Origin of the sequence: Candidatus Bodocaedibacter vickermanii (genome assembly GCF_014896945.1) — a bacterium.
Classification (GTDB): domain Bacteria; phylum Pseudomonadota; class Alphaproteobacteria; order UBA6184; family UBA6184; genus Bodonicaedibacter; species Bodonicaedibacter vickermanii.
Genome location: NZ_CP054719.1, coordinates 606,296 through 630,297 on the forward strand (window position 1 = coordinate 606,296; position 24,002 = coordinate 630,297).

Below are 24,002 nucleotides of genomic sequence, written 5' to 3' on the forward strand. Positions count from 1 at the left end.
GCACCATAGTTAAAAGCGTTTTGCTATATAGGATACAACGGCGTTCATCTCTGCAAAACAATTTACACATCATTTACCAAGATATGATATATTCCAAGATGAAAAGAAGGTGGAATAGACGATGGCATTCAGTAAATTTTTAGATCCAAAGAATGATTATTTGTTCAAACGGTTATTTGGAACCGAAAAGAACAAGGATATTCTTATTCACTTTATCAACAGCGTTTTACACCTTGAGGGTGAGGATGCGATTCAGGATGTCACATACCTTCAAACGGATCTAAACCCAGAGTATGCTTATAAAAAACAATCCATGGTCGATGTGTTGTGTCGTGATATAAAAGGAACTCAGTTTATTATTGAGATGCAGGTTGCAAAGTTTTCAGGGTTTGAAGAACGAGCCCAATTTTATGCAGCAAAAGCCTATATCAATCAGATGGATGTCGGTGAAAAGTACCAAGATTTGAAAGAGGTAATTTTTATTGCGATTACGGATTATGTGATGTTTCCCGATAAAACCACGTGGAAATCAGATCATGTAACGTTGGATAAAAAAACGTTTGAAAATAATTTAAAAGCATTTAGCTTTACGTTTATTGAATTGCCTAAATTCACAAAAACACTTGATGAATTATCCACCATAGAAGAGAAATGGGTGTATTTCTTTAAACATGCCCATGAGACGTTGGATAAGGATTTAACAACATTGTTGGGAGATGATGTCGTCTTAAAGAAAGCCTTTGACGAATCAACAAAATATTCCATGAGTGAACGAGAGTGGAATTCTTATGAAGCAGCCTTAAAACATGAACGCGATGCAAGAGCGATTGAAGATTATAAGATTCAACAAGCTGAAGAAAAAGGCTTAAAGCAAGGACTTGAAAGAGGCATGGAAAAAGGCATAGCTAAGGGTATGGAAAAAGGCATAGCTAAGGGTATGGAAAAAGGCATAGCTAAGGGCATGGAAAAAGGCAAATCTGAAGGTGAAAAAGCCGCTAAGATTGAAATTGCTCGCAATTTAAAGTCGATGAATTTAACAGTAGATCAAATCAAAGCAGCAACCGGCTTAACAGAAGACGAGATCAAAGCGATCGTACTATAGTAGTCCTGAGGCAGGGATGATCCCTGCACCCCATAAGTTGGATTCGATTCGCACAGACACGGATTATACGAACAATATTACGACATAGAAATTTATTCGAATAACCTCAATGGGTCCAGCGTCACGCTGGTGGATGCAACGGCACGTTGCTTAGATCCGATTCGCACAGATACGGATTATACGAAACAATATTACGACATAGAAATTTATTCGAATAACCTCAATGGATCCAGCGTCACGCTGGTGGATGCAACGGCACGTTGCTTAGATCCGATTCGCACAGATACGGATTATACGAAACAATATTACGACATAGAAATTTATTCGAATAACCTCAATGGGTCCAGCGTCACGCTGGCGGATGCAACGGCACGTTGCCTACTTTTGGCGCAACCCAAACATAATAGAAATTAATGTTGCAGCACCCAGAAAGTAACAATAATGAACCTTTCCAACCAAGTCCATTGGGTTTGAACTTGAAATTGATGCTGCCAATAATACTTGCGCACTATAGGGTAGAATCCCCTGGAATACACAGGAAAAAATATCCAATAAACTGGCTGCACGCGTAGGCAGAATACCATATCGTTTTGCAATATCACGACAGGCCTCACCCGCCATTAGAATGGATACTGTGTTGTTTGCTGTACATATGTCCGCAATTGAAGACATTGCTGCAATCGATAACTCTCCAACCTTTTTATTGGGCTTTCCGTTATGATTAAATTTATGAGACAGCAACAATATTTTCTCAATTAAATATGCCATACCACCCTGATGTTTTATAAGCTCACTTAATCCACCAATAAACATTGAAAGAATTAATATTTCTTCCATCGTGGTGAAGCCTTTATAAATAGCCTGGGTAAATTCAACCGTTGTATAATCAGCCCCCAACAAACCAATTATGCCCCCAATGATTATTCCGACGATTAAAATTAAATAAACATGTACTCCCGTTAATGAGAGAATTAAAACAACGATATACGGCAATACTTTAATGAAATCAAAGTCCAATACTGTATCGATCACACCCGTTTGTGGATACATCCACAAAACAGCAACCGAAACAATCATCGCGGGCAATGCTATGAAAAAGTTCATTCTAAACTTATCTTTCATCTCACACCCCTGGGTTTGAACAGCAGCAATTGTGGTGTCAGAGATAATAGATAAGTTATCCCCAAACATCGCTCCACCCAAAACAGCACCGATACCCACAGGTAAATCTACACCCGCTGTGTGACAAATACCCACTGCGATTGGCGTTACCGACGCAACAGTCCCCATGGATGTTCCCATCGCCAAACTAATAAAGGATGAAACAATAAAAATCCCGGGCAATATAAAATGAGGCGGGATATAGTACAATGCAAAATTAACCGTCGCCGTAATCCCGCCAATAGATGACATTACTGCGCTAAAGGCTCCAGACAATAAAAACACAAAGCACATCAACAAGATATTGGTGTGACCAACCCCCGACATAAACACATCTAAGTTTTTACTAAAATCTCGGGGTTTCCACAAAAAAGCCAGTAAAATTGCGGGAAGAATTGCAACAGTCGGTGAAAGTGTTAACTTACCCCCGTTACATGAGCTAATGCCAAATGTTACAAATATGGCCAGGAACAGCAACAAAGGAAACAGGCTTAAAAAAGGCGCATGTGACTTTAACCAGTGTGTTTTATTATTGTTAATCATTCAATTCACATTTTTTTGTTGTGTAATAATTAGTATAAAATTAACTAAAGTTACTTGTCAAATACAACCTGACTTAAAAAAGTTAACAGTGTGTGAATGTTCTTTGTTTGCGCTGATGATATTGCAAAAATCTGTTCTTTTGTATACTGGCTCAAAACTTTTGTGGCAGATTGAACACACTCTTCGTCTACCAAATCTGTTTTAGTTAACGCAATTACGCTGGGTTTGTCTTTCAAACCATGGCCGTACGCTTCCAATTCCCGACGGATAATTTGATAATCGCGCTCAATATCATCACTTGATACATCAATCAAATGAAGCAAAACCTTGCACCGTTCAATATGTCCCAAAAATCTGTCACCTAAGCCTGATCCCAAATGAGCATCTTCAATTAACCCTGGTATATCTGCGATTACAAATTCTTGATCGTTTACAGATGCAACACCAAGCTGCGGCTTCAGGGTCGTAAATGGATAGTCACCAATTTTTGGTTTAGCTCGAGTCGAAACCGACAAGAACGTTGATTTTCCAGCATTGGGCAATCCCAACAATCCAACATCAGCCAGCAATTTTAATTGCAACCACACCCATGTTTCTTTGCCTGGCCATCCGTTTTCAAATTGTCTGGGCGCCCGATTCGTTGACGTTTTAAAGGTCGCATTACCACGTCCTCCATCGCCACCTTTTAAGAATACAAAACGTTCGTCAGGTTTAATCAAATCAAATAAAACAGATTCTTTGTGCTCATCAAAAATTTGGGTTCCGATTGGAACCTTAATAACAATAGAGTTTCCATGGGCGCCCGTGCAATTGCTACCACGACCATGTTGCCCACGTTGAGCTTTAAAGTGTTGCTTATATCTAAAATCAATCAATGTGTTTAGGTTTGGATCGACTTCAAAAATGATGTCCCCACCTTTACCCCCTGTCCCTCCATCGGGACCACCCATTTCAATAAATTTTTCTCGATGAAAGCTAACGCAACCGTTTCCGCCATCGCCGGACTTTAAATATATTCTTACGTGATCAATAAAATGCATGGTATCTCCTTATAAAAAAAGGGATGTAATCACATCCCCTTTTTACATTATGTAGACGGCAATTAAGCCATTGGAATAACGTTAACGTATGTTCTATTCTTTGCTTTTGTTAAGAATTTAACTTGACCATTAGCCATTGCAAACAATGTATGATCTTTACCCATACCTACGTTATCACCAGGGAAAAATTCTGTTCCACGTTGACGAATGATAATGTTACCAGACACTACCGCTTCTCCACCGTATTTTTTAACGCCTAGACGACGTCCAATCGAATCGCGACCGTTTTTCGAACTACCGCCAGCTTTCTTTTGTGCCATAACTTAGACTCCTTATGCTTCAGCAGCAGCTTGTGGTTTTGCTGCTTTTTCAACGATATCGTTAATTTTTAACACTGTCAAATGTTGACGGTGTCCATTTTTACGACGAGAATTCTGACGACGACGCTTTTTGAAAATAATAATTTTTTCACCACGCGTTTGATCGACAACAGTTGCAGTAACTTTTGCACCGCTGATAAAGGGCTCACCGACCTTTACCTTACCATTGTTAGCGATCATAAGTACGTCGGAAAGCTCGATCGTTTTCCCTTTTTCTACGTCAAGCTTTTCAACTAGAATCACCTGATCTTTAGCGATTCTGTATTGCTTGCCGCCTGTTTTTACAACTGCGTACATGATTAAACCTGTGTTTGATTAATAAATATAACAAGCTGCAAAATATACAATCCACATCAAAAAGTCAAGGGGTTTATGTAAGCTTGTATAAGTTTGAATCTTCATTAAGAAGCTAGGTGCGCAAAACTCGATTTTGCGCACGTGACTTTTAACATAAGGGCGTTTTTTTCGATTTTTCGCCCTTATCTAATTAATTCAATGGATGCAACGAGCGTTGCCGGCACGCTGCTTATTGGAGCCAGGGATGACCCCTGGCGGATCTAACTTAATGAGTCCAGCGTCACGCTGTGGCAGGTTGCTTTATAAAACCTCACACACCGTATCAAATGCTAACCTAGCACCCCTTGGATATAATGACGTTGGGTCACCGTATCCCAGATTACACAAGAAATTAGATTTCAGTATGCCTTCTGGAAAAAACTCTTGATCTAGTTTTGCAGCATTGAATCCTGACATTGGTCCGCAATCTAACCCTAAACTGCGTGCAGCAATTATTAAATACGCGCCCTGCAATGAACCATTGCGCAAGGCTGTTTCTGAAATAAGTGAGTCATTTCCCTTAAAAATTGATACAGCATCGGCATGGGGCCACAGAACATCCATTTTTTCATAAAAATGTAAATCATAGGCAACGATCGCTGTTACAGGTGCTGCCATTGTTTTATCAACATTAAAAGGAGCCAAACAGGGCTTTAATCGCTCTTTTGCTTCTTTAGATTTTACAAATACTATTCGCGCTGGACAACAGTTCATTGACGTTGGTCCAAGCTTCATTAGTTCATATACTTGCTTTAAAAGGTTATCCTCTACCGGCGTGTTTAACCAGCCTGGATAAGTACGCGCTGTATTAAAAATAGTATCCAAAGATTCTTTTTGAATTTGCATGTTGAACGTTCCTTATTAATTATTATTAATTTATTTTTAGTATAAGTGTATTAAACGTTGGGTAAATTCTTAAGCGCGTCCATCACAATCTGCTGATGTTTTTTAGCACTCATGTGTTGGCTAACGTATGCGTGCAATGCGTGTATACATACATCGGAAATACTGGCATACCCCTGAATTTTTGCATGATCATTTAAATGTTGCAACTTATGTTCTTGCAAAGACTGATATCGTGCCGTAATTCTTTCTTGTTGAATCGACCATTCCTGAAGCAAATGGTTTACCTTCGAATCAAACTGAACTTCCATTTCAATGATCAGATTAGGCAACGCATCCAATCGTTCTTGAGTAAGACTAAATTTTTTCTCTGCCGCTTGTAGCAGGGACTCAGCCTCTGAAAATAATCGCTCAATCTCGCTTTGATGGGAAATTACTCCAGCCTTCAATGCGGGGAAAATTAACTTATATGAAATTCCAACACATATTAGAAATGAAATTCCAACCCAAAATTCTGGTGTATTAATCATGATGCATCAACTTTTTAACTTCTGCGTTTAACACCTTGCTAATACCGCCAGCATCCAACGCAAACGGAATCTGTTTTTGAGCAAATTCTGTTAATACTGATTCAAGCTCTGTGGGTAAAGTTTTAAGCAAGTCTGCTTGAGACTGTTTAAGCTTTGCCTCTAATATTAACAGTTGAGAATCCAGTTCTTGCTTTAAATCAGACTCTAAACCTTCTTTGCTTTTTTGAATAAATTCGGTTGTTTGCTGCAACTTTGCTTTTTGCTTTTGCTTAAAATGATTCAGTTTATCATCATATTTTAATAGCATCGTTTCTGTTTGCAGATCAAAGCTTGTTGCCTCAGCAAGGATGCTTTTGATCTTATGTTCTCGATCAGATAGCTTTGCAGACATCCTGGGAACAAGAATTTTCCACAAATAAACAAACACACAGCCCCAGCATACGAAAAACCAAAACAACTGCGATGAAAATGTTGATATTTCAAACTGAGGCATGTTGACCTTCGTTACTTATTTAAACAAAATCATAAATGCAACGACCATGGCAAAAATCGCCACAGCTTCTGTTACGGCAAACCCAATCATACCAATACCAAACACTTGGTCGCGGGCTGACGGATTTCTAGCTACAGAGCTAATAAAGCTTGAAAAGATATTTCCAAGACCAATACCAACCCCTAATAGCGCGATCATGCACAAACCGGCACCAATCATTTTTGCTGCTTCAATATCCATAAGAACCTCTCACTCAATTAAATAACTTATAGCTAGACTAATTTAATTTGGGTACAGGAACGAGGCGAGACATGTACTCTAGTGTACATTAGCGCCCGAGTGACGCATACCCAGATTATAAGAAGTCAGCTGTATTAATGCAAATGTAATGCATCATTCAAATAGACACAAGTCAAGATTGCAAAAATATATGCTTGAACAAGCGCCACAAACACTTCGAAAAACGTCAGAAGAACCGTCATTCCTAATGGAATCACACCTCCAACGATGCCTAAGCTAATAATAAACCCTGCAAAGATTTTTAACACGATATGCCCAGCCATAATGTTTGCAAACAAACGCACAGATAAACTGATCGGTCTGGACAAATATGAAATTAACTCAATCGGAATTAAAATTGGCGCCAAAAACAAGGGGGCTCCATCGGGTAAAAAGATCTTTAAATATCCCAACCCATGATGCATAAACCCAATAATCGTGATCACAATAAACACCATTGCAGCCATAGCAAATGTCACAATAATATGGCTGGTAAATGTAAAGGTATACGGCACCATCCCCAACACATTGCCCATTGCGATCAACATAAAAAATGACATCACAAAGGGTAAGTATCTGCGCGCTTCGGATCCACAATTTTCATCAACCAAATTTGCAACAAAATTAAATGCTTGTTCGGAAACAACCTCTGCTTTATTGGGTTGCCGTAAGTGGTAGCCCTTACGAATCCCCAGCGACAGCACAGCGATAATCAACGCAGTTGCAATCAACATAAATACCGTTGAGTTTGTAACAGAAATATCAATCCCAAACAATTGCAGGTCATAAATCTTATGAATTTCAAATTGATGCATTGGATTATTCATCGTTTCGCCTCAGTTTTTTCATTAATTTCCATACGTTAAATAGTGCCACTATAAATCCCACGAACAATCCAATTGCCATGGATATTGCTAGTTTATCTAAATACTGTCCCACTTGATATCCAACAAACACCATGAACACTATGGGTGCTACAATATCTCCAACGGCAGTGGAAAGCTTATTCATTATACGTCCAGTTTATGTTTTCGCAAGCTACGAATCACTCGCCCTGTATATATCATTAAGCTAAAACAAATGCCAATACCTATAAATAAAAATAAGAATTTTGCTTCTGGTAAGTCTTTAACCATCAACCCTGGGGATGAAGATTTTACATGTTGATGTATCAAGCTTCCAAACAATCCCTGAAAAAACACCACAATCCCCACCAATAGAATTAATTTTTTGATGATTCGACTGCGATCCACATAACGCATCAATAACAATAAAGTCGTCATTAATGCCAAAGTAATTAAAGATTCATATTCTACAGTCCCGTATTGTAATACTATTTTACCCTGACTAACATACCCATGAACAATACCCCAAACAGAACCAACAGCCAACAGCATCCAACTTGGTTGCAACCACGGTAAAGCTTCTTTACTTAACAGGCTCACACGTTTGCCTTCGATCAAAATTCCAATCACTAGCGCATATACAATCGAAATTAACATATACGCAGCATAGATCAACAGATGATGTAGGTTAAGCAAAAACTCTCCATGAGCAACTGCTATTCCCGGTGTTTTCGCTAATTCAAAGGGAGATAAAAACGCAACCATGTACAATAAAAATCCGCTTTGAATAAACCCTTGAACACCAATCACAGGTCTGGATAAATGGTCAATGTTTCGATGTTTCGATCGAATAACATACAAAGAACTAAAACATGAAAACATCATCATCCAGACTAACATCAACGAAATATGATTGTTCCACATACCACTTAACCGTACATACCACGGGCTTAACGCAGATGAATTATTTAACACAACCAATAACGTTGGCGAATGCAGTATAAACCCAATGCATAGGGTTACAAACGCGCTTAATGTAAACAAGGCTGTTGTTTGACATGCGGGACGCCCTAACCTGGCAATGTGGTGTGGCACGATCCCTAATGTTTGAATTAATGATGTTATCAACGCAATAATTAAGCAAATGTGTCCAAAAAAAATAATCATGCTTTTCTTTCATTAATGAATTTGCAATACTTTTGACTTAACATTAACTAAAATCAACTAATTTACAAACAAAAAAATGTTAAACCGTCTGGGATTATTACTGTATACAAAACTATTTGGCCGGTATATTGATGCTGATGCCTTTGGTAATTCATATTACCAAACCAAAAATTCTAAAAAAATAAAACGCTGGATCATATACAACGGAATATACGACTCTTCAAAAATCCCAGCAGATTGGCGGGCTTGGCTATCTTTTATGCATAATTTACCGCCCCAAAGAAATCAAAACAATTGGATTCCAAATACAACTGGAACAAAATTTGCACAAAATCAAATAACTTCCATTGAAAACATACCCCAAACTGCATTAAACTATTATGACAGTTGGTCACCTGATAAATAAGGCGTGGTATGCAAAAAAATTACATTGAATCATTTTTAGGCTTTTGTATCGTTATATTAACACTCTGTTTGTTGTGGGTCTTTTTTCAAAAAAATGACGTAAAAGCAAATAGAGATCTTTTATCTGTAACCGCTTATTTCCAAACCGTTGCTGGAATATCAAAAGGTACAGACGTTAAATTAGGCGGTGTAAAGGTTGGCAGAGTCCTCGACATAAAACTTGATGTCGAAAGCTTAACTCCAGTGTTGGTGATTGGTCTAGATAAAGTCTACAAGATTCCTGCTGACAGTTCATTTGCTGTAAAGTCCGAAGGCATCATGGGCGGAAAATTTGTATCCGTCGAAGTAGGCCCTGGTCAAGACCCTATTGCTGAAGGACAAATCTTTTATAACAATCAGTCTTCATTAGATTTGGAAAGCGTGGTTAGTCAAGTTGTCTTTGGTGGTGAAAAGAAAAAATAATATGCTTTTCTGCTTCAGATTTTTGATATTATTTTATTGCTGCAGTGCTGCGCTTAATGCCTCAACACCCAGCGATCACCCTCCCCCCTCTTCAGATGAATCTAATGAATTTCAAGAAGAAGATAGTTCATTAAATACACAGTACGCTCAACTGCAATGGGTCGATAAAGTTACGGGTCGATTTAAGTTAATTGACGCAAAAATTGGAAAATCAATTTCGTTTGGACAATTAAAAATTGATGTTTCCGTGTGCAGGCAATCCGCACCTTTTGACCCTCCAGAATCAAAATCATTTATGACTATTTGGGAATACCCAAAAAATGGACTCCCCAGAAAGTTATTTTCGGGCTGGATGTTTGCATCTTCTCCCGTTTTATCGACATTAACAAATCACCCCAGATATAACGTATGGCTAGTTAAGTGTCGCAATGAAAAAACAAAAATTAAGAAAAAATAAAATATTGTTCATAAATAATTAACGAACTTTGGATAATAATAAGAACTGCAAAAAAAGAAAAATAATTATGTTTAGTAAAAATAGGTTTTTGTTAATAATAATATGCTTTGCGATCGTGGTGATAGTTCCATGGCGCACAGAAACTATTCTGCCTGCCGAAGTTATTGCCGCCACCGTACCAGCCCCCGCTAACAATGTTCGCTTAAACTGCACGGCTTGCGTTTGCCAATGCATGGAAATTTCCAGTGGTCAGGATGCTATTTTCTTTCCTGAATCCGATCGAATTAATCCCTTTTATATCTCATTACATAAAATGGGGTTTTCAAAACAATTCGTTCACATATCTGGATCACCTATCAAAATTAATCAGGTCTTTGAAGGTACCATTAAAGGGCTAATTTCAATCAAAGGTGAACGCAAAAGCTTACTTATGCGCGCCTATAGTTATTTATTTCACTCTTAAAGATTTTCTACGCATCACACCATATAACAATGCGAATGAAATTACTGTAATTACCGCACTGCACAGGAATGGCCACATACCGCCGAATGTATCCCAAATCCACCCATATAGCGGACTTGCAATAAAATATACGATACCTGTTAACACATTCAACACTCCAAAGGCTGTGCCTCTGTAATCTGGATTCGCAGTATCAGTTACTAATGTTGCGATCATTCCTTGGGTCATTGCCATCTGCACACCCCAAAAAGTAATTGCAATAAAGACTGAAAGATACCCCTGACCTAATGCCAGCAATATATCTGCTAAAATCACGCAAATGAATCCGATGAACAGAAAGATCTTGCGACCAAATCGATCTGACAGATTACCAACAGGATAGGACGCCAATGCAATTGTTAAGTTCATTAACACCATTACTAAAGGCGCATACACAACCGACACACCTACTTCTCTGGCTCTTAGCTGTAAAAAGGTTTCACTAAAATGGGAAAAGTTAAATATTGCAACAACGATCATCAAGATCCAAAACCGCTTTCCTAAATACCTTAAGTCTTTGATATTTAACCGAAATGGTTTTACAGATGCGGGTTTATTGCTTACGCTTTGCTTTTTATCTTGCACAAATAAATACAAGATAATACATGCGATCACAGAAGGGATAATTCCAACCAAAAATATAAACTGATACGTACCTGCGTCAACGTGTGTTGTAAAAGCAGTAAATAGTATAAGAAACACAATAAGCGCACCTAAAGAAGATCCGGCTTTTCCGAATGCATTCCTTACTCCGTAACATGCACCACGTACGTTTTCAGGCGCAAGGTCTCCCACTAATGCTTCTCTGGGTGCTGCCTGCAGTCCATTACCAATACGCTCTGTAATACGCGCAAAATACAACACAGACACCCCATAAGCAAAAGGCATGCCTACCTTAGCAACCGTCGACAAAATATATCCCATCAGGATGATCGATTTTCGCCGAACAAAAAAATCACTTAATGAACCCGATGCCATACGGACAATTAACGCAAACGACTCAACAACACCTTCCATCCAACCCACCGATTGCTTATCCAAATGCAACACGTCAATCAAATAATGGGGGGCAATCGTAAACACGATGGATCCAGAAAGTGTCATTAATAAGGTAGAAATTGAAAGTGCCCAAATAGGCTTTGGTATATAACGCAAACTAAATGATTGAAAAAAACGACTGACGGTAGATGAAGGTTGTTTTATATGTCCGGGCATTCTCTCTCTTTCTTAATCCTGCAAAGCCTATCAAAACCGTCCAGCAGATGCAAGTATTCGATTCATAGAGTTAAAAAAACACCTCCGAAGAGGTGTTAAATATATTATATCGATTGCAAATCGGGATGGATTGCTCGTTTACGACTTAAATATGTATAAACAGCAGGCACCACAAACAATGTGAACAACGTTCCAAAGCTCATTCCACCCACGATTACCCAACCCACGTTGCTGCGGATTTCTGCACCTGCCCCAGTTGCTAATGCCAACGGTATCGCACCAAAGACCATAGCACCTGTCGTCATTAAGATTGGGCGCAACCTTAAACGGCACGCTTCTGTCACAGATTCAAGAGCTGTCTTACCTTGTTCTTGCAATGCGTTCGCAAAGTCCACAATCAAAATACCATGCTTAGTGATCAACCCTATCAGGGTCACCATACCAATCTGACTGAAAATGTTCATGCTGCCATCTTTAATTAACAGCAGGGTAATGACAGCACCCGCCAATGACAACGGCACACTGAACAATATAATCAGCGGATCAATAAAGCTTTCAAACTGTGCTGCTAATACCAAGTAAATAAACAGAATCGCTAATCCAAACACGAACAACATGTTTCCAGATTCTTGTAAGAACTTACGTGTTTCACCTGTAAACTCAATAATGTAATCTTTGCTGACTGTTTTTTTTGCAATATCCTGCACCTTGGTAACAGCTTTTGATAATGACATTTTAGAATTGATATCACCAACAAACACAATGTTTCGCATACGGTTGTAATGCTCAATTTGAGTAGGCGCCAATTTTTCTTCTACGTTAATTAATTGAGAAATTGGAACTGTCTTTTCTTCATTCTTTTTAAGCACTCGCATATATACATCCGATAAATCAGATGGAGATCTACGGAATTCTTTTTCTACACCCACAATAATGTCATACTCTTTTGTATCACCCTGTGGCATATAGTTTCCGACTTTCTTACCCTTTGTAAAGATTTCCATGGTTGTCGCAATGTCTTCCGCAGAAATACCAACGTAAGCAGAAACATCTCGGTTAACGTTTACGTTAAAATCCTGCATGTTCACGGGCAAATAGAATCTCAAATCAATTTCTTCTTGTTGATCTGCAAAGCCTTGCAATAACTTACGAGATGTCGCAATAATTTCATCCATAGGTTTCATCGATTGCAGAACAAACGTCATCGATCCTTCTTCTTTTCCACCACCACCAAATGAACGTTGGTTGCTAAGCGTAATGCCCAAGCCCACAACTTTTTTCAATTCAGGATTTATCTCCTTTAAAACTTCATGGCTTGATTTTTTACGTTCAGCCCATGGTTTTAACGATGAAATAACAGTTACTTCTGGCATCTTTACCATTAACAAACGATTTTCAATCGCTGGATTGTTGTCCATAATTGTATCAAGTTGCAATACATAACGATCTAATGCTTCAATCGTTAGTCCCTTAGTTGCATCACCTTTGCCTCGAATAATACCTCTATCTTCTTCAGGTACGAATTTCGATGGTAAGAACTTAGTCATCAATCCCCATGACATTCCTGTAAAGGCAACCCCAACAAGAACTACAATTAGTCGGTGATTTAATGAAAACTTTAATAGCTTCGAATATTCTTCATCAAGCGTTTTTAATGATTTTGCAATCCAATCCATTGACTTCTTTAGGATCGGTAACTTTATCAAGCCTTGATCTTCATGGTGAGGCTTTAATAATCTAGCACACATCATCGGCGATAATGTAAGTGCCACAAATCCAGATAAAATCACAGCCCCCGCTAATGTAAGCGCAAACTCACGGAATAACTGTCCAGTCACACCCTGCGCCAAGGATAAAGGAGCATACACCGCAGCCAACGTAATGGTCATGGCAATCACGGCAAATCCGATTTCTTTGCTGCCCTTTAACGCCGCTTTCATTGGGGACAGCCCCTCTTCGATATATCGATATATATTCTCTAATACAACGATAGCATCGTCCACAACAAGACCGACAGCTAAAACCATTGCCAATAGCGTTAGAATGTTGATTGAGAATCCCCAAAGGTAAATCAAGATACACGTTCCAATTAATGAAATTGGAATGGTCACCATGGGAATGAAAGACGCCCTCAACGAACCAATAAATCCAAACACCACCAATAAAACGAGAGCAATAGCAATAATAATTGTCTCATAAACTTCTTTAATCGCAATCTCAATAAAGGTAGTGCTGTCATAAGCAACCTTTATCGTCATATCATTCGGCAAACGCTCTTGTATCTTTGGCAGGTCTTTCTTAATAAGATCTGCAACAGCAATCGGGCTACCTTCAGATTTTTTATAGATGATTAAGGCAACTGCCTTCTTTCCATTAAATATGAAAGAGGTTGTTTCGTCTTGAGTTCCAACAATCGCATGTCCCACATCTTCTAATCGAACAAACTTACCGTTTTTATTTCCAACGATTAATTGATTAAATTCTTCAGGACTGCGAATACGCGCCGTTGTTGAAACGTTAAACTGACGTTCTCCACCGACAATGCTTCCACCGGGGCGTTCAATGTTTTGTTTACGAATTTCGTTGTATACATCCAAAGCATTCAGACTGTGTGCCGCTAACTTTTGAGGGTCCAACCAAATACGCATCACGAATTGTCCACCGCCCAAGATCTCAACCTTAGACACCCCATTAATATTACCCAATGGATTTTCTAAATAACGACGCGCATAATCTGCTAAATCCGTTTCTGTACGGCTAGAACTATTCAACGCCAAATACAATACCGGGCTTGCATTCGCATCTGATTTAATCATTACTGGATCACGAACATCCGTGGGCAATAAGCTACGAATACGGGCCACTTTGAACAAAACATCCGTTGCCGCAGCGTCCAAAGAACGGTCTAAGTTAAAGTGAAGATAAACGTTGCTTTTTCCTCTTAAGCTTGTTGACGTAATAAAGTCCAAACCTTCAATTTTTGCAAGCTCTTCTTCCAATACCTTAGTCACAGTATTTTCAATAATCTCAGGACCTGCACCATGAAACTCTGTTTCAAGACTAAGCGTTGGTCTTTCAAACTTTGGATATTCATTGATGGGCAATCGCATAAATGCAACCAATCCAACAAGGATCAAAATTAAGTTAACAACGATCGATAAAACCGGCCGTTTAATGCAAATTTCTGAGATTTTCATAAATTACTGCCTTTACTATTCTTGACTTGGAACTTCAGATGCAACGTCCGCCACTTCAGATTTTGGAGCGACATCTTCCGCTGCTACTGTTTTTTGAATTCTAACTTCTTGTCCATCATGAAGACCAGTATGTCCACCCGTTACAACCACATCTTTAGGTTCTAATCCTTTCATGATTTCCACCATACCGTTTTGACGGGTACCAATCACAACTGGCGTTAATGCAGCATACCCAACATTACTTTGGATTTTTGTCACACGATACACATAACTTTGGTTACCGTTACGTTCAACCGCCCCCTCGGGTACTTGAATCGCATTTGAAACTTCACCAATCACCACCAATACTTTTGCAAACATTCCGGGCTTTAATGCTCCATTCGTGTTTGGAACAGATCCGCGAACACGTAAGGTGTTCCCTGCTTCATCAACCCTTGCATCCACTGCATCAATTTTTGCTGACAGTCCGTCTAACGCAGTACCATCAACTGAAATTTGGATTTCTTGCCCTTCTTTTAGGCTCGCTGTATATGCACCAGAAACGTTGAAATCAACCAACATGGGATCAATGTCTACTAATGAAACAATTTCATGGTTTTGGTTGACATACGCCCCAGGACTAATATCTTTTTCGCGAATTCCCAAGACACCTTCGAATGGAGCACGAATAATGCTTTTACGAACCAACAAATCTTTTTCTGCTGATTGAGCGCGCGTTTGTTCGAATTCAGCTTTTGCTTTTTCAAATTCAGAGCTACTGATCAATTTTTTCTGAAACAATTCAGAACTACGTTGATACAACAAAGAATACTGTGCTGCCTTTGATCTAGCTTGTTCAGCTTCTAAACGTAATTGCTCACTGTCAAATTCAATCAACGGATCACCTTGCTTAACAGCTTGTCCATCCTTGAAATGAATCTTCGCAACGCGCCCTGGCATTTCAGTTTTCACAACAACTGATTGATTTGCAGCAAGCTTACCAATGGCATTAATTTTGCGCAGCAATTGTCCAGACTTTACCGGTGTTACCTCAACGTATTTTACACGATCATGGGATTCAACATCTGATTTTTTACTGCATTGACGCATAAATACGCCAAGTATAACAACGCCCAGAACCCCAACAATTGTATACAAGTAAGGTCTTAATTGCTTTTGATCCATAATATATCCTCTCTATTTCTTTCTAAACAAGTCAAGTGATATGACTTTATTTTCGCTCTTGTCGTCTGTATAGTCTTCTATATTTTCTAATTCGGACATTTCAATTGTATCAGGTAGTCCGTCTTCATTCAGCTCGAACTGCAACACAAAATCCTCGGAAGGATCTGAAAATTCTAAAATTGCATCAAACGGTATCTTAATCGTTTCAATTTTTGAGTTGAAGTTTAAGGATACGCTAAAACTGGTTTCAAAAACCTTAAGATTCCAAAATTGATTTTCTAATACTATCGTTAATTCATCAGGGTATTCATTCAACAAATACTCTGGGGCTTCCACGCCAGGAAACTCTGTTTGAAATGTAATGTAAAAGTGCTGATCACCATACAACCCTTTATCGGCCACGTGCTCTAAAGCATGCCTTACAACATACTTCAAACTGTCTTTGATTAGTCGATCATAGTTAATTAACGACACTTCCCACCTATTTTTTTGTTATTAGCAGGGGGCTTTCTGTTGCCCGGCGCCCCCCAAACCGCTTCGCGTTATGCGGCTACTCTTACACCGATAACAGTGTTACGATTAGCTGCAGTTACGCGACGTGCCTTTGTAGTTTTGGCATTTATAAAATTAGCCCGATATCGGCGGTTACCATGCCGGATGAAAGATCGTACCTTTATTATGTGCGTCGATCCTATTTCGCCCCCTCAGTTAGAGTGGTGGAGGCGCCGGGTACCGCCCCCGGGTCCGCTCCACTTATTCCGCACATCGTTTATCATCATAGTTGGCCTAAACCAACATATTTAATATACATGTATTAAATGCAAAGATCAAACACGATTAAAAAGGGATCCTATCTCTCAGATTCAACATAAATTCGGGAAAAATCTTCAAACTCTGTTTCGTTTAAATCTTCATTGATAATGTCATAGGCCAGCTGATAATCAAAAACAACACAGCATATTTCCATAGTTCCACCGCCTATACTGCCGCCATCGCACCAACCCACGCCTGTCAAACCAAGAATTTCATTCATTTTTTCTTGAACAGCTTGGCGTTTCTCATGATCTTTTTCCGTACCATCACCTTCAATTTTATATTCAATAATTAATACGTCATATTCATCATCATCAATACCACTCCAATCCGTATTATTCAGCTCATCAATTTTCTTATTGATGATGTCTGTTAATTCATCGGGGGTTTTAGCACTTACATGCTCAAGCTCTCCCACATTACCCATTGCACCCTGATAAAAAACCGCATTGGTTTCATCCTCTTCCCAAATGTGGAAATACAACAAGTCATCATTTACTTCTTTATAAGCTCTAATCATTTTTGAAATTCCTTAATAAATTTTTTGCATTCTCTCCAGAAATGAGAAACATTGCAAGCAATATAGCAAAACACTTGTAATATGGACACAACAGATACGATTTATAATAGCTAAACACCATACCACCAGCGTGCCGTTGCATCCGTTAGGCAACGTGCCCTTGCACCAGTGATGATCCCTGGACCCCATAGATTAGATCCGATGTGGTCTGACACGGATTATAAGCAACAACGTTGCAACAATTCAGGAATTTATTCGTATAACTTTGAGTCCAGCGTGATGCTGGCAACCTGCCATTGCATCCGATAAGTCAGATCCAATTCGCACAAACACGGATTATAAGCAACGCGCCGTTTCATCCGACAAGTTAGATCCGGTATGATCGACACGGATTACACAGCACACCCGTCAACTGTATTAACTCTCTCATTTATGCCAACCTCTGTCGTTATGCGGCTCAAGCAAATCGCAACACGATTTGATAGCGGCAACCGCCGCTCTGGCGCGTAAAGCGCCCTTGAGCCGCCAATCTGACGCTGAACTCAATAGATTAGATCCGATTCGTTCTGACACAGGTTATAAGCAACAACGCTGACACACTTTAGAAATTTATTCGAGACTCCCATGCGTCTCGCGTTACGCAGGCAACGTGATACTGACGGGCGCCCAAGGTGGATCAAAAATCCCATTCATCCTCGACGACAATACTCCGTCTCCAACCACATCGGATCTAACCTAATGGATGCAACCGCAGGTTGTCGTTAATTTGAGGTTAATAAAGGTTAACAATTTTTTAATTTTTCTGATTTTTGCGCACCCCCCGCCCCAGACACCCTCAGTGACCTTCGGGTGGGGGGACAAAACCCACTCCCTAAATCGAGACTAAATAGACGAAACGATCCGTCATTTTTTCTCGAAACGGTGGGCAAAAATAATAATGTATGAGCGCTCTAAACTTACAATACCTCACAAACGTTAACAAAAGATTGACGGAATTCACTTTTTTGGCAGCGTGACGCTGCACCCCATAAGTTATATCCGATTCGCACAAACACGGATTACAAAAACACCATCATCCTTCAAAAATATATTGACAATCCGAATTCACTGTGTATACTAATAAGTAGAATTGCGAAGAGGCTACCCAAAAACCTGGGTAGCCTTTTTTCGTTCTACGTCTTTGAATCTTTCAGCCAAAGGATCTCTAACCAGATCCATGACGAAGCTTTGATTGAAACACCAAAGGACAAAACGCTGAATTGAATCCCCAGTACAGGTGCTCAACTACCCGATCAGTAGACACAGCCCTGTAAACAACCCCTAGAGTCGACGGGCTCGTAAAACACGACTTTGTATATTATACTAAAGTCCGCCTTTCCCCATTCGTGTAAGAAATGGGGTTCTTTTTGCACGTGCGGGTTACTGGGGATTCTCTCGGTTTTAATAAAAACTAAACAACTTAAACAACGAACTTAACTTTGAAAGCTACAAACACAGTACTTTCAAACAAAAAAAAGGAACTAAAACACACTCTTCAACAAAATATCTCAAAATCATTTTTCACCCCCAATGATCCTGCGCCCGAAATGGGTCAAAGGTGGGTTCAAAAATCTCCTCATTCCCTCACACTGCATTTTATTACACCTCTCAAAGCACACAAGACCTAACCTAACGGGTCCAGCGTCACGCTGGTGCAGCATCATGCTGCCGGCACGTTGCCACACCTCCAACCACACCCAATCTAACTCAAAGAATCAGAATTCCCACCATTTTCACGGCAATAATCCGTGTCACAACGCATCGGATCTAATCCAATGGATCCAACCGCAGGTTGGCGGCACGTTGCTGTGTCAAAAATCTCTCTTATTCTCTCACATTGTATTTTATTAAATATCTCCAACCACACCCAATCTAACTAAAAGAATCAGAATTCCCACCATTTTCACGGCAATAATCCGTGTCACGGCGCATCTAATCTAACCTAATGGATCCAACCGCAGGTTGGCGGCACTTTACTTAGCCGTCATATACGTTTTACGCTGACCTTCTGAAAGCTTTTCGATTGAATATCGCAACATGGTTCGCGGCATTTGTGCTGCATGCTGATCAAGGAACTGAGTCAGATATCCCACATCTTTCTCACCCATTTCCCGCAGCATCCAGCCCACTGCTTTATGAATTAAATCATGCGTATCATTTAATAACAGTGTTGCAATTTGGGGAGTTAAATCCAAACTACCTTTCCGAATAAACCACCACGTCGCAACCATTGCAATTCTCCGCTCCCACATCACGTCTGACCCAGCAAACTGAATTAGCACATCCTGCGATGCCTGTTGATCAAACACATGAACGCCCAGTATTAAATGAGCAGAACTATCCACTAAATTCCAATTGTTCACATACTTAAGATTACTGATATAAAACTGAAACAGATCTTCCTTCAAAGATCCTTTTGCTTTTTTATACTGATCCACCAAAATAAATAACGCAAGCAAGCGCTCTTCATTATAACGAGATCTCAATAATTCCTCGATGTCTATTATGGATAACGTTGAAAATTGTTTTGCGATTTGTCGCAATACAGGAACCTTAATTCCCATAAATTGATCGTGTTCTGCATATTGACCAGCACCAGTTTTGAAAAATACTGCGCCTCCGTGTTTAGGTGGAACCACCATTTGTTGCAACATTTCATGAATGTGTTTATACATGATCAAGAGCCCTTATCTAGCTGACAGCCGGATCATGGCACACTTAAACATGTCGTGTAAACAAAGAAAAAGCCGGGTTTAGAAAACTTATACGTCTCCCCTGACTGTCTCAATTTCTATAGACACCATACTATTTTGATGTCCAACTTTTCCCGTGAAAAGCTCTTTATTGTCTACTCTCAAAACGACCTCATCAAACTGATGAACGTCAATAGGAATTGATGTTCCGGGTTTCCACTTTAAGACATCTAATAATGAAATTGACTCTTCAAGCAAAACGGCGGACATTTCAATGTCAGTCTGTAAGATTTTCTCCGTCAAATAGGGTTTCCAATTATTTATTTTACCCACGGGTTCGTCGGTTGCGTGTTTTCTAATAAGTTCTTCTCTGATCGGGTCCAAGCTATTGTGGGGAACCACAACATCCATTACCCCTTCAAAATCACCAATATTAAATTTGAACGAACAGAAACTTACCAACGCGTTTTGCTGAATACTTCCGATCAACTTTGGAATGCTTTCTTGTCGCTCAACTAAAAACTCCATTGGGTGTATAAATGCAAAAGCACTTCCCAAATCTTGCAACGCTAAAGAAACGAAACGCTCAACTATATTTGTTTCTAACTTAGAAAAAGTTCTACCTTCAATTTTTTCTTTTTGAGTCCCACCATTTTTCTTGCCACCCAACAACACGTTAATCAATGAATAGGTCAGACTATTGTTGATGGTCACGATACCTTTTGATTCCCAATTTACAATTTGATAAACATTAAACAACGCAGGCAATGAAATATTTTCAAGATATTCTTGAAACATTAAAGAGTGAACCCTAAGCTTAACGATCTCCACTCTGTTCTGAAGAAAATTGCTGGCACTTGTAGAAAAGAACTGTACAAACTTATCAAATACAATGTCTAAAATTGGGAACTGTGTATTCTCATGATTGTTTTTATGCAATAATAACTTAGCACCCGCCCCTTGAGATCCAGATGATGCATCATCTTCAAACATTTGATCAATTGAGTCTTGCTGCAAAAACTCTGATGCCTTTATTGCCCCCTGCAACTCTTTTTCTGTTTCAGCGCTTTCACGATCTATTGCTTCTTGAAAAGCCCTCAGCTGTAGTTCTTCTTCAGACAATGCCTCTTTTTCGGATTGGTCATTTCCTTTATTCTTATCTTTAGCCATTCCACCACCTAATCAACCTATTTACATCGCTAACACTACTTAAATCTAATGCGCATTCTTAACTGTTTCTAATTTCAAAGATAAACTTTGAAACTTCACTTTTTAATTCTTCTGCCTGTCGCGATAGATCCCTGGCCGCATCCAACATTTGTTGAGAAGACGTATTGACCTCTATAGCACTTTGTTGCACCATTTCAAAACCAGAAGACACCATCTTTGTCCCTTGCGATGCTTCCTTAACGCTTTGAGCAATTCCATTGGTTGCAACAGTTTGCTCTTCTACAGCAGAGGCAATACTCACAGAAGATTCTGAAATTTTCTTTACGGACAATTTAATATCGGACAACGACTGAACTATATCAGCAGACACCCCGCCCATTTCATCAATCACTTTACCGATTTCTTCAACTGATTTGTTCGTCTGATTTGCTAAATTCTTAACCTCACTTGCCACGACAGCAAATCCTTTTCCTGACTCGCCAGCCCTTGCCGCTTCAATGGTTGCGTTTAATGCTAACAGGTTCACCTGACTAGAAATATCAGCAATTAATTGAATCACTTCTCTTACTTTTTGAGAAGACGCAGAAAGCTTAGTTGCGTGTAAATCGGCATCTTCAACTTTATTAACAGACTCCGAAATCAATTCATTCGATTTATGAATTTGTGAAGAAATTTCCTGAACTGATGAATACAACTCTTGAGATGCAGATGAAACTGAATCAACATGATGGGTAATATTTAATGCGCTTTGATTGGCCGTCATTACGGTATCATTTGAATTGGAACTTAACACATTCATATTTTCTGCTGTTTGGGCAAGCTCCGTCGATGCAGCAGCCAAACCTGAAACCACATGTTGCATGCGCTGTTCAAAGTTATCAGCCAGCTCAATCATAGATTTCTTTTTTTCGGTATTCGCTTTTTCTTCAAGACGTCTTTGATCTTCTTGCAGCCTTTTGTTTTTTTGAATGTTCTCCTTAAAGGTCTCCGAAGCTTTTGAAAATTCTAAGAATTCATCTTTTCGATCAAGCCCATAAATTATTACATTTGTATCATTGTTTCCTAAATCAATAAGATTCTGACGAATAGCATTCATGGGTTTTATCACAAGCCTAAGCGCCCCTAAGTATCCAAGCATCGCGATAATCAACGCACATAATAAAGCATAAAATATAATTTCTTTTTTTAATGCTATATAATCTGCAAAAGCTTCCTCAATATCCTCTTCAAAAATCAACGTCCATTTCAAATTATTAAACACAAACGGCATATAACTGGATCGAACGTCTGCGTTTTGATAATTTTTCGTTTCTATGACTCCAGATTCTCCCTTTGCTCCAAACTTAGGAATAGAGTTTTCTAACTTTATTTGTAAAACTTTCTGATCTTTGCCATAGTTAGACACACTTCGAATAAGTCCGTCCTCACCCACTATATAGGCTTCCTCAAGAGTATCTAACCCATCTCTTCGCCCCATCAATGTATTGATTTTATCAATAGGCATTTGAAACGCAACAACACCAATCTTTTTTCCATCTTTAAAAATAGGCGTTGATATAAAGCTTGCAGGGGAATTTGCGCTAGGTGCATAAAATTTAAAATCAACAATGAATGTCTGCCCTGCTGTCGCTAAATCATCAGCTGCTTGACGGAATACAGCCCCCAAGTCTGTATCTTTCCACTCACCATTTTTCAGATTTGTTGCAAAATCCAACTCTTTAAATACTGTGTAGATAAGGTTCCCATCAAGATCAAACAAGAAAATGTCGTAATATCCTCCTTTTTCTAAACACCTCTTAAACCAAGGATGAAATTCTTTATGAATTTCGGAATATTTTGATCCATCCTGAGCATCATTAAGGAAATGCTTTTTTCCAATTGGATTGGGGTTTTTATGAATGTATGTGTCTTGCAAAGAATATGTTGTTAGTTTTTCTGATCTCCACGCTTTTTCAAACCCATCAAAAGCGTATAACGTACTTTCATCTAAAGCCATAAATTTGATGTCTTCTTCAATCGAGTCAAACAAATCAGTTAGTTGAATCTTTTTCTCTTGTAATAAAGTATTCTCTCTTTCATCTATAAAATGTTCTATACTCTTTTTTGTAGAGGTCAACGCCACAAATCCAATGGCTAAAGCAGTTATAAGAGTACACGCTATAATAAATGCAGGCAGTTTTAATTTTATCTTCATTTTATAATTCTCTCTAAAATTGACCAAATACTTTTTCTAATTTTTCTTTTAAGGTTTTGGCCGTAAAAGGTTTTGCGATATAGTTTGTAACACCTGCTGCTTTTGCTTGCGTTAAATTTTCAATAGTCGTTTCTGCAGTAATCATAATAAAAGGAGTATTTTTATATTCTGGCAAAGCCCTAGCCCCACGCAAAAAATCAATCCCTGTAATTGGAACCATATTCCAGTCTGAGAAAATTAAACCGTATTTCTTTTTCTTTAATTTTTCTAAGGCCTCACCCCCATCACCAGCTTCATCAATTTCTGTAAAGCCAATTTGATTCAGTAAAGTAATGACTATAGTACGCATTGTTTTATAATCATCTACTACTAAAACGCTGGCTTTTAAAACCTCGGACATTCACATTCTCCATCAATTCGTTACAGCCTATCAGACAATTACAAACAAAAAG

The 24,002-nt window shown here is 39.0% G+C and carries 25 protein-coding genes and 1 other RNA gene; 5 read left to right on the top strand and 21 right to left on the bottom strand.

Annotation, left to right across the window (positions count from 1 at the left end; all coding sequences use genetic code 11):
- Positions 1–121 precede the first annotated feature (121 nt).
- A complete protein-coding gene (locus CPBP_RS02850) occupies positions 122–1,102 on the top strand; it encodes an Rpn family recombination-promoting nuclease/putative transposase (RefSeq protein ID WP_350332543.1) in 981 nt (326 codons plus the stop codon).
- Between the two features lie 378 nt (positions 1,103–1,480).
- Here the strand turns inward: CPBP_RS02850 and CPBP_RS02855 are convergent, their stop codons facing one another.
- From CPBP_RS02855 to CPBP_RS02905, 11 genes are all read right to left on the bottom strand, one after another.
- Positions 1,481–2,806, bottom strand: a complete 1,326-nt coding sequence (locus CPBP_RS02855; protein WP_350332544.1) for a Na+/H+ antiporter NhaC family protein — start codon at positions 2,804–2,806, stop codon at positions 1,481–1,483.
- 50 nt (positions 2,807–2,856) lie between these two features.
- Complete coding sequence (gene obgE / locus CPBP_RS02860; RefSeq protein ID WP_350332545.1) at positions 2,857–3,846, bottom strand: GTPase ObgE; 990 nt, start codon at positions 3,844–3,846, stop codon at positions 2,857–2,859.
- A gap of 62 nt (positions 3,847–3,908) precedes the next feature.
- A complete protein-coding gene (gene rpmA, locus CPBP_RS02865; protein WP_350332546.1) occupies positions 3,909–4,166 on the bottom strand; it encodes a 50S ribosomal protein L27 in 258 nt (85 codons plus the stop codon).
- A gap of 12 nt (positions 4,167–4,178) precedes the next feature.
- Positions 4,179–4,523, bottom strand: a complete 345-nt coding sequence (gene rplU / locus CPBP_RS02870) for a 50S ribosomal protein L21 (RefSeq protein ID WP_350332547.1) — start codon at positions 4,521–4,523, stop codon at positions 4,179–4,181.
- Positions 4,524–4,823: 300 nt separating this feature from the next.
- Entirely contained in the window at positions 4,824–5,408 is a 585-nt protein-coding gene (locus tag CPBP_RS02875) for a malonic semialdehyde reductase (protein ID WP_350332548.1), read from the bottom strand.
- A 50-nt stretch (positions 5,409–5,458) separates the two neighbouring features.
- The gene (locus tag CPBP_RS02880; protein WP_350332549.1) at positions 5,459–5,935 is read right to left on the bottom strand and encodes an ATP synthase subunit B family protein; all 477 of its coding nucleotides are present in this window, start codon (positions 5,933–5,935) and stop codon (positions 5,459–5,461) included.
- The gene (locus tag CPBP_RS02885; protein ID WP_350332550.1) at positions 5,928–6,428 is read right to left on the bottom strand and encodes a F0F1 ATP synthase subunit B family protein; all 501 of its coding nucleotides are present in this window, start codon (positions 6,426–6,428) and stop codon (positions 5,928–5,930) included. Before CPBP_RS02885 ends, CPBP_RS02880 begins: the two co-directional genes overlap by 8 nt.
- A 15-nt stretch (positions 6,429–6,443) precedes the next feature.
- Entirely contained in the window at positions 6,444–6,668 is a 225-nt protein-coding gene (locus CPBP_RS02890) for an ATP synthase subunit C family protein (RefSeq protein WP_350332551.1), read from the bottom strand.
- 134 nt (positions 6,669–6,802) lie between these two features.
- The gene (locus tag CPBP_RS02895) at positions 6,803–7,534 is read right to left on the bottom strand and encodes a F0F1 ATP synthase subunit A (RefSeq protein ID WP_350332552.1); all 732 of its coding nucleotides are present in this window, start codon (positions 7,532–7,534) and stop codon (positions 6,803–6,805) included.
- Entirely contained in the window at positions 7,527–7,718 is a 192-nt protein-coding gene (locus tag CPBP_RS02900; RefSeq protein WP_350332553.1) for an AtpZ/AtpI family protein, read from the bottom strand. The genes CPBP_RS02895 and CPBP_RS02900 overlap by 8 nt, the downstream gene beginning before the upstream one ends.
- Complete coding sequence (locus CPBP_RS02905) at positions 7,718–8,719, bottom strand: heme lyase CcmF/NrfE family subunit (RefSeq protein WP_350332554.1); 1,002 nt, start codon at positions 8,717–8,719, stop codon at positions 7,718–7,720. The genes CPBP_RS02900 and CPBP_RS02905 overlap by 1 nt, the downstream gene beginning before the upstream one ends.
- Positions 8,720–8,795: 76 nt before the next feature.
- Between CPBP_RS02905 and CPBP_RS02910 the strand changes: the two genes are divergently transcribed.
- The 4 genes from CPBP_RS02910 (at position 8,796) to CPBP_RS02925 (ending at position 10,506) form a co-directional block, all read left to right on the top strand.
- Positions 8,796–9,125 (top strand): NADH-ubiquinone oxidoreductase subunit NDUFA12 family protein, encoded by a 330-nt coding sequence (locus CPBP_RS02910; RefSeq protein WP_350332555.1) that lies wholly within the window; start codon positions 8,796–8,798, stop codon positions 9,123–9,125.
- An 8-nt stretch (positions 9,126–9,133) separates the two neighbouring features.
- Positions 9,134–9,586 (top strand): MlaD family protein, encoded by a 453-nt coding sequence (locus CPBP_RS02915; RefSeq protein WP_350332556.1) that lies wholly within the window; start codon positions 9,134–9,136, stop codon positions 9,584–9,586.
- A 1-nt stretch (position 9,587) separates the two neighbouring features.
- Positions 9,588–10,043: a DUF2155 domain-containing protein gene (locus tag CPBP_RS02920; RefSeq protein ID WP_350332557.1), complete on the top strand. Its 456-nt coding sequence runs from the start codon at positions 9,588–9,590 to the stop codon at positions 10,041–10,043.
- 67 nt (positions 10,044–10,110) lie between these two features.
- Positions 10,111–10,506 (top strand): hypothetical protein, encoded by a 396-nt coding sequence (locus CPBP_RS02925; protein ID WP_350332558.1) that lies wholly within the window; start codon positions 10,111–10,113, stop codon positions 10,504–10,506.
- Here the strand turns inward: CPBP_RS02925 and CPBP_RS02930 are convergent.
- The 10 genes from CPBP_RS02930 to CPBP_RS02975 form a co-directional block, all read right to left on the bottom strand.
- Positions 10,492–11,760 carry an MFS transporter gene (locus CPBP_RS02930; protein ID WP_350332559.1) on the bottom strand — a complete coding sequence of 423 codons (1,269 nt, stop codon included), beginning with the start codon at positions 11,758–11,760 and terminating at the stop codon, positions 10,492–10,494. The two genes, CPBP_RS02925 and CPBP_RS02930, sit on opposite strands and share 15 nt — an antisense overlap.
- A gap of 104 nt (positions 11,761–11,864) precedes the next feature.
- Positions 11,865–14,957 carry an efflux RND transporter permease subunit gene (locus tag CPBP_RS02935; RefSeq protein WP_350332560.1) on the bottom strand — a complete coding sequence of 1,031 codons (3,093 nt, stop codon included), beginning with the start codon at positions 14,955–14,957 and terminating at the stop codon, positions 11,865–11,867.
- Positions 14,958–14,972: 15 nt separating this feature from the next.
- A complete protein-coding gene (locus CPBP_RS02940; protein WP_350332561.1) occupies positions 14,973–16,121 on the bottom strand; it encodes an efflux RND transporter periplasmic adaptor subunit in 1,149 nt (382 codons plus the stop codon).
- Between the two features lie 12 nt (positions 16,122–16,133).
- On the bottom strand, positions 16,134–16,595 hold the full coding sequence (locus CPBP_RS02945) for a ClpXP protease specificity-enhancing factor SspB (protein ID WP_350332562.1): 462 nt from the start codon (positions 16,593–16,595) through the stop codon (positions 16,134–16,136).
- 23 nt (positions 16,596–16,618) lie between these two features.
- Positions 16,619–16,956: a transfer-messenger RNA gene (gene ssrA, locus CPBP_RS02950) on the bottom strand.
- A 15-nt stretch (positions 16,957–16,971) separates the two neighbouring features.
- Complete coding sequence (locus CPBP_RS02955; protein WP_350332563.1) at positions 16,972–17,454, bottom strand: hypothetical protein; 483 nt, start codon at positions 17,452–17,454, stop codon at positions 16,972–16,974.
- A 2,012-nt stretch (positions 17,455–19,466) separates the two neighbouring features.
- Entirely contained in the window at positions 19,467–20,168 is a 702-nt protein-coding gene (locus tag CPBP_RS02960) for a DNA alkylation repair protein (RefSeq protein WP_350332564.1), read from the bottom strand.
- Between the two features lie 87 nt (positions 20,169–20,255).
- A complete protein-coding gene (locus CPBP_RS02965; RefSeq protein ID WP_350332565.1) occupies positions 20,256–21,356 on the bottom strand; it encodes a flagellar motor switch protein FliM in 1,101 nt (366 codons plus the stop codon).
- Between the two features lie 58 nt (positions 21,357–21,414).
- The gene (locus tag CPBP_RS02970; RefSeq protein ID WP_350332566.1) at positions 21,415–23,550 is read right to left on the bottom strand and encodes a methyl-accepting chemotaxis protein; all 2,136 of its coding nucleotides are present in this window, start codon (positions 23,548–23,550) and stop codon (positions 21,415–21,417) included.
- A gap of 13 nt (positions 23,551–23,563) precedes the next feature.
- Positions 23,564–23,950 (bottom strand): response regulator, encoded by a 387-nt coding sequence (locus tag CPBP_RS02975; protein ID WP_350332567.1) that lies wholly within the window; start codon positions 23,948–23,950, stop codon positions 23,564–23,566.
- Positions 23,951–24,002: the final 52 nt, after the last annotated feature.

Excerpts from the sequence above, each read along its gene's own strand:
- CPBP_RS02850 (WP_350332543.1), top strand. The coding sequence starts at position 122 with ATGGCATTCAGTAAATTTTTAGATCCAAAGAATGATTATTTGTTCAAA.
- CPBP_RS02855 (WP_350332544.1), bottom strand. The coding sequence starts at position 2,806 with ATGATTAACAATAATAAAACACACTGGTTAAAGTCACATGCGCCTTTT.
- obgE (WP_350332545.1), bottom strand. The coding sequence starts at position 3,846 with ATGCATTTTATTGATCACGTAAGAATATATTTAAAGTCCGGCGATGGC.
- rpmA (WP_350332546.1), bottom strand. The coding sequence starts at position 4,166 with ATGGCACAAAAGAAAGCTGGCGGTAGTTCGAAAAACGGTCGCGATTCG.
- rplU (WP_350332547.1), bottom strand. The coding sequence starts at position 4,523 with ATGTACGCAGTTGTAAAAACAGGCGGCAAGCAATACAGAATCGCTAAA.
- CPBP_RS02875 (WP_350332548.1), bottom strand. The coding sequence starts at position 5,408 with ATGCAAATTCAAAAAGAATCTTTGGATACTATTTTTAATACAGCGCGT.
- CPBP_RS02880 (WP_350332549.1), bottom strand. The coding sequence starts at position 5,935 with ATGATTAATACACCAGAATTTTGGGTTGGAATTTCATTTCTAATATGT.
- CPBP_RS02885 (WP_350332550.1), bottom strand. The coding sequence starts at position 6,428 with ATGCCTCAGTTTGAAATATCAACATTTTCATCGCAGTTGTTTTGGTTT.
- CPBP_RS02890 (WP_350332551.1), bottom strand. The coding sequence starts at position 6,668 with ATGGATATTGAAGCAGCAAAAATGATTGGTGCCGGTTTGTGCATGATC.
- CPBP_RS02895 (WP_350332552.1), bottom strand. The coding sequence starts at position 7,534 with ATGAATAATCCAATGCATCAATTTGAAATTCATAAGATTTATGACCTG.
- CPBP_RS02900 (WP_350332553.1), bottom strand. The coding sequence starts at position 7,718 with ATGAATAAGCTTTCCACTGCCGTTGGAGATATTGTAGCACCCATAGTG.
- CPBP_RS02905 (WP_350332554.1), bottom strand. The coding sequence starts at position 8,719 with ATGATTATTTTTTTTGGACACATTTGCTTAATTATTGCGTTGATAACA.
- CPBP_RS02910 (WP_350332555.1), top strand. The coding sequence starts at position 8,796 with ATGTTAAACCGTCTGGGATTATTACTGTATACAAAACTATTTGGCCGG.
- CPBP_RS02915 (WP_350332556.1), top strand. The coding sequence starts at position 9,134 with ATGCAAAAAAATTACATTGAATCATTTTTAGGCTTTTGTATCGTTATA.
- CPBP_RS02920 (WP_350332557.1), top strand. The coding sequence starts at position 9,588 with ATGCTTTTCTGCTTCAGATTTTTGATATTATTTTATTGCTGCAGTGCT.
- CPBP_RS02925 (WP_350332558.1), top strand. The coding sequence starts at position 10,111 with ATGTTTAGTAAAAATAGGTTTTTGTTAATAATAATATGCTTTGCGATC.
- CPBP_RS02930 (WP_350332559.1), bottom strand. The coding sequence starts at position 11,760 with ATGCCCGGACATATAAAACAACCTTCATCTACCGTCAGTCGTTTTTTT.
- CPBP_RS02935 (WP_350332560.1), bottom strand. The coding sequence starts at position 14,957 with ATGAAAATCTCAGAAATTTGCATTAAACGGCCGGTTTTATCGATCGTT.
- CPBP_RS02940 (WP_350332561.1), bottom strand. The coding sequence starts at position 16,121 with ATGGATCAAAAGCAATTAAGACCTTACTTGTATACAATTGTTGGGGTT.
- CPBP_RS02955 (WP_350332563.1), bottom strand. The coding sequence starts at position 17,454 with ATGATTAGAGCTTATAAAGAAGTAAATGATGACTTGTTGTATTTCCAC.
- CPBP_RS02960 (WP_350332564.1), bottom strand. The coding sequence starts at position 20,168 with ATGTATAAACACATTCATGAAATGTTGCAACAAATGGTGGTTCCACCT.
- CPBP_RS02965 (WP_350332565.1), bottom strand. The coding sequence starts at position 21,356 with ATGGCTAAAGATAAGAATAAAGGAAATGACCAATCCGAAAAAGAGGCA.
- CPBP_RS02970 (WP_350332566.1), bottom strand. The coding sequence starts at position 23,550 with ATGAAGATAAAATTAAAACTGCCTGCATTTATTATAGCGTGTACTCTT.
- CPBP_RS02975 (WP_350332567.1), bottom strand. The coding sequence starts at position 23,950 with ATGTCCGAGGTTTTAAAAGCCAGCGTTTTAGTAGTAGATGATTATAAA.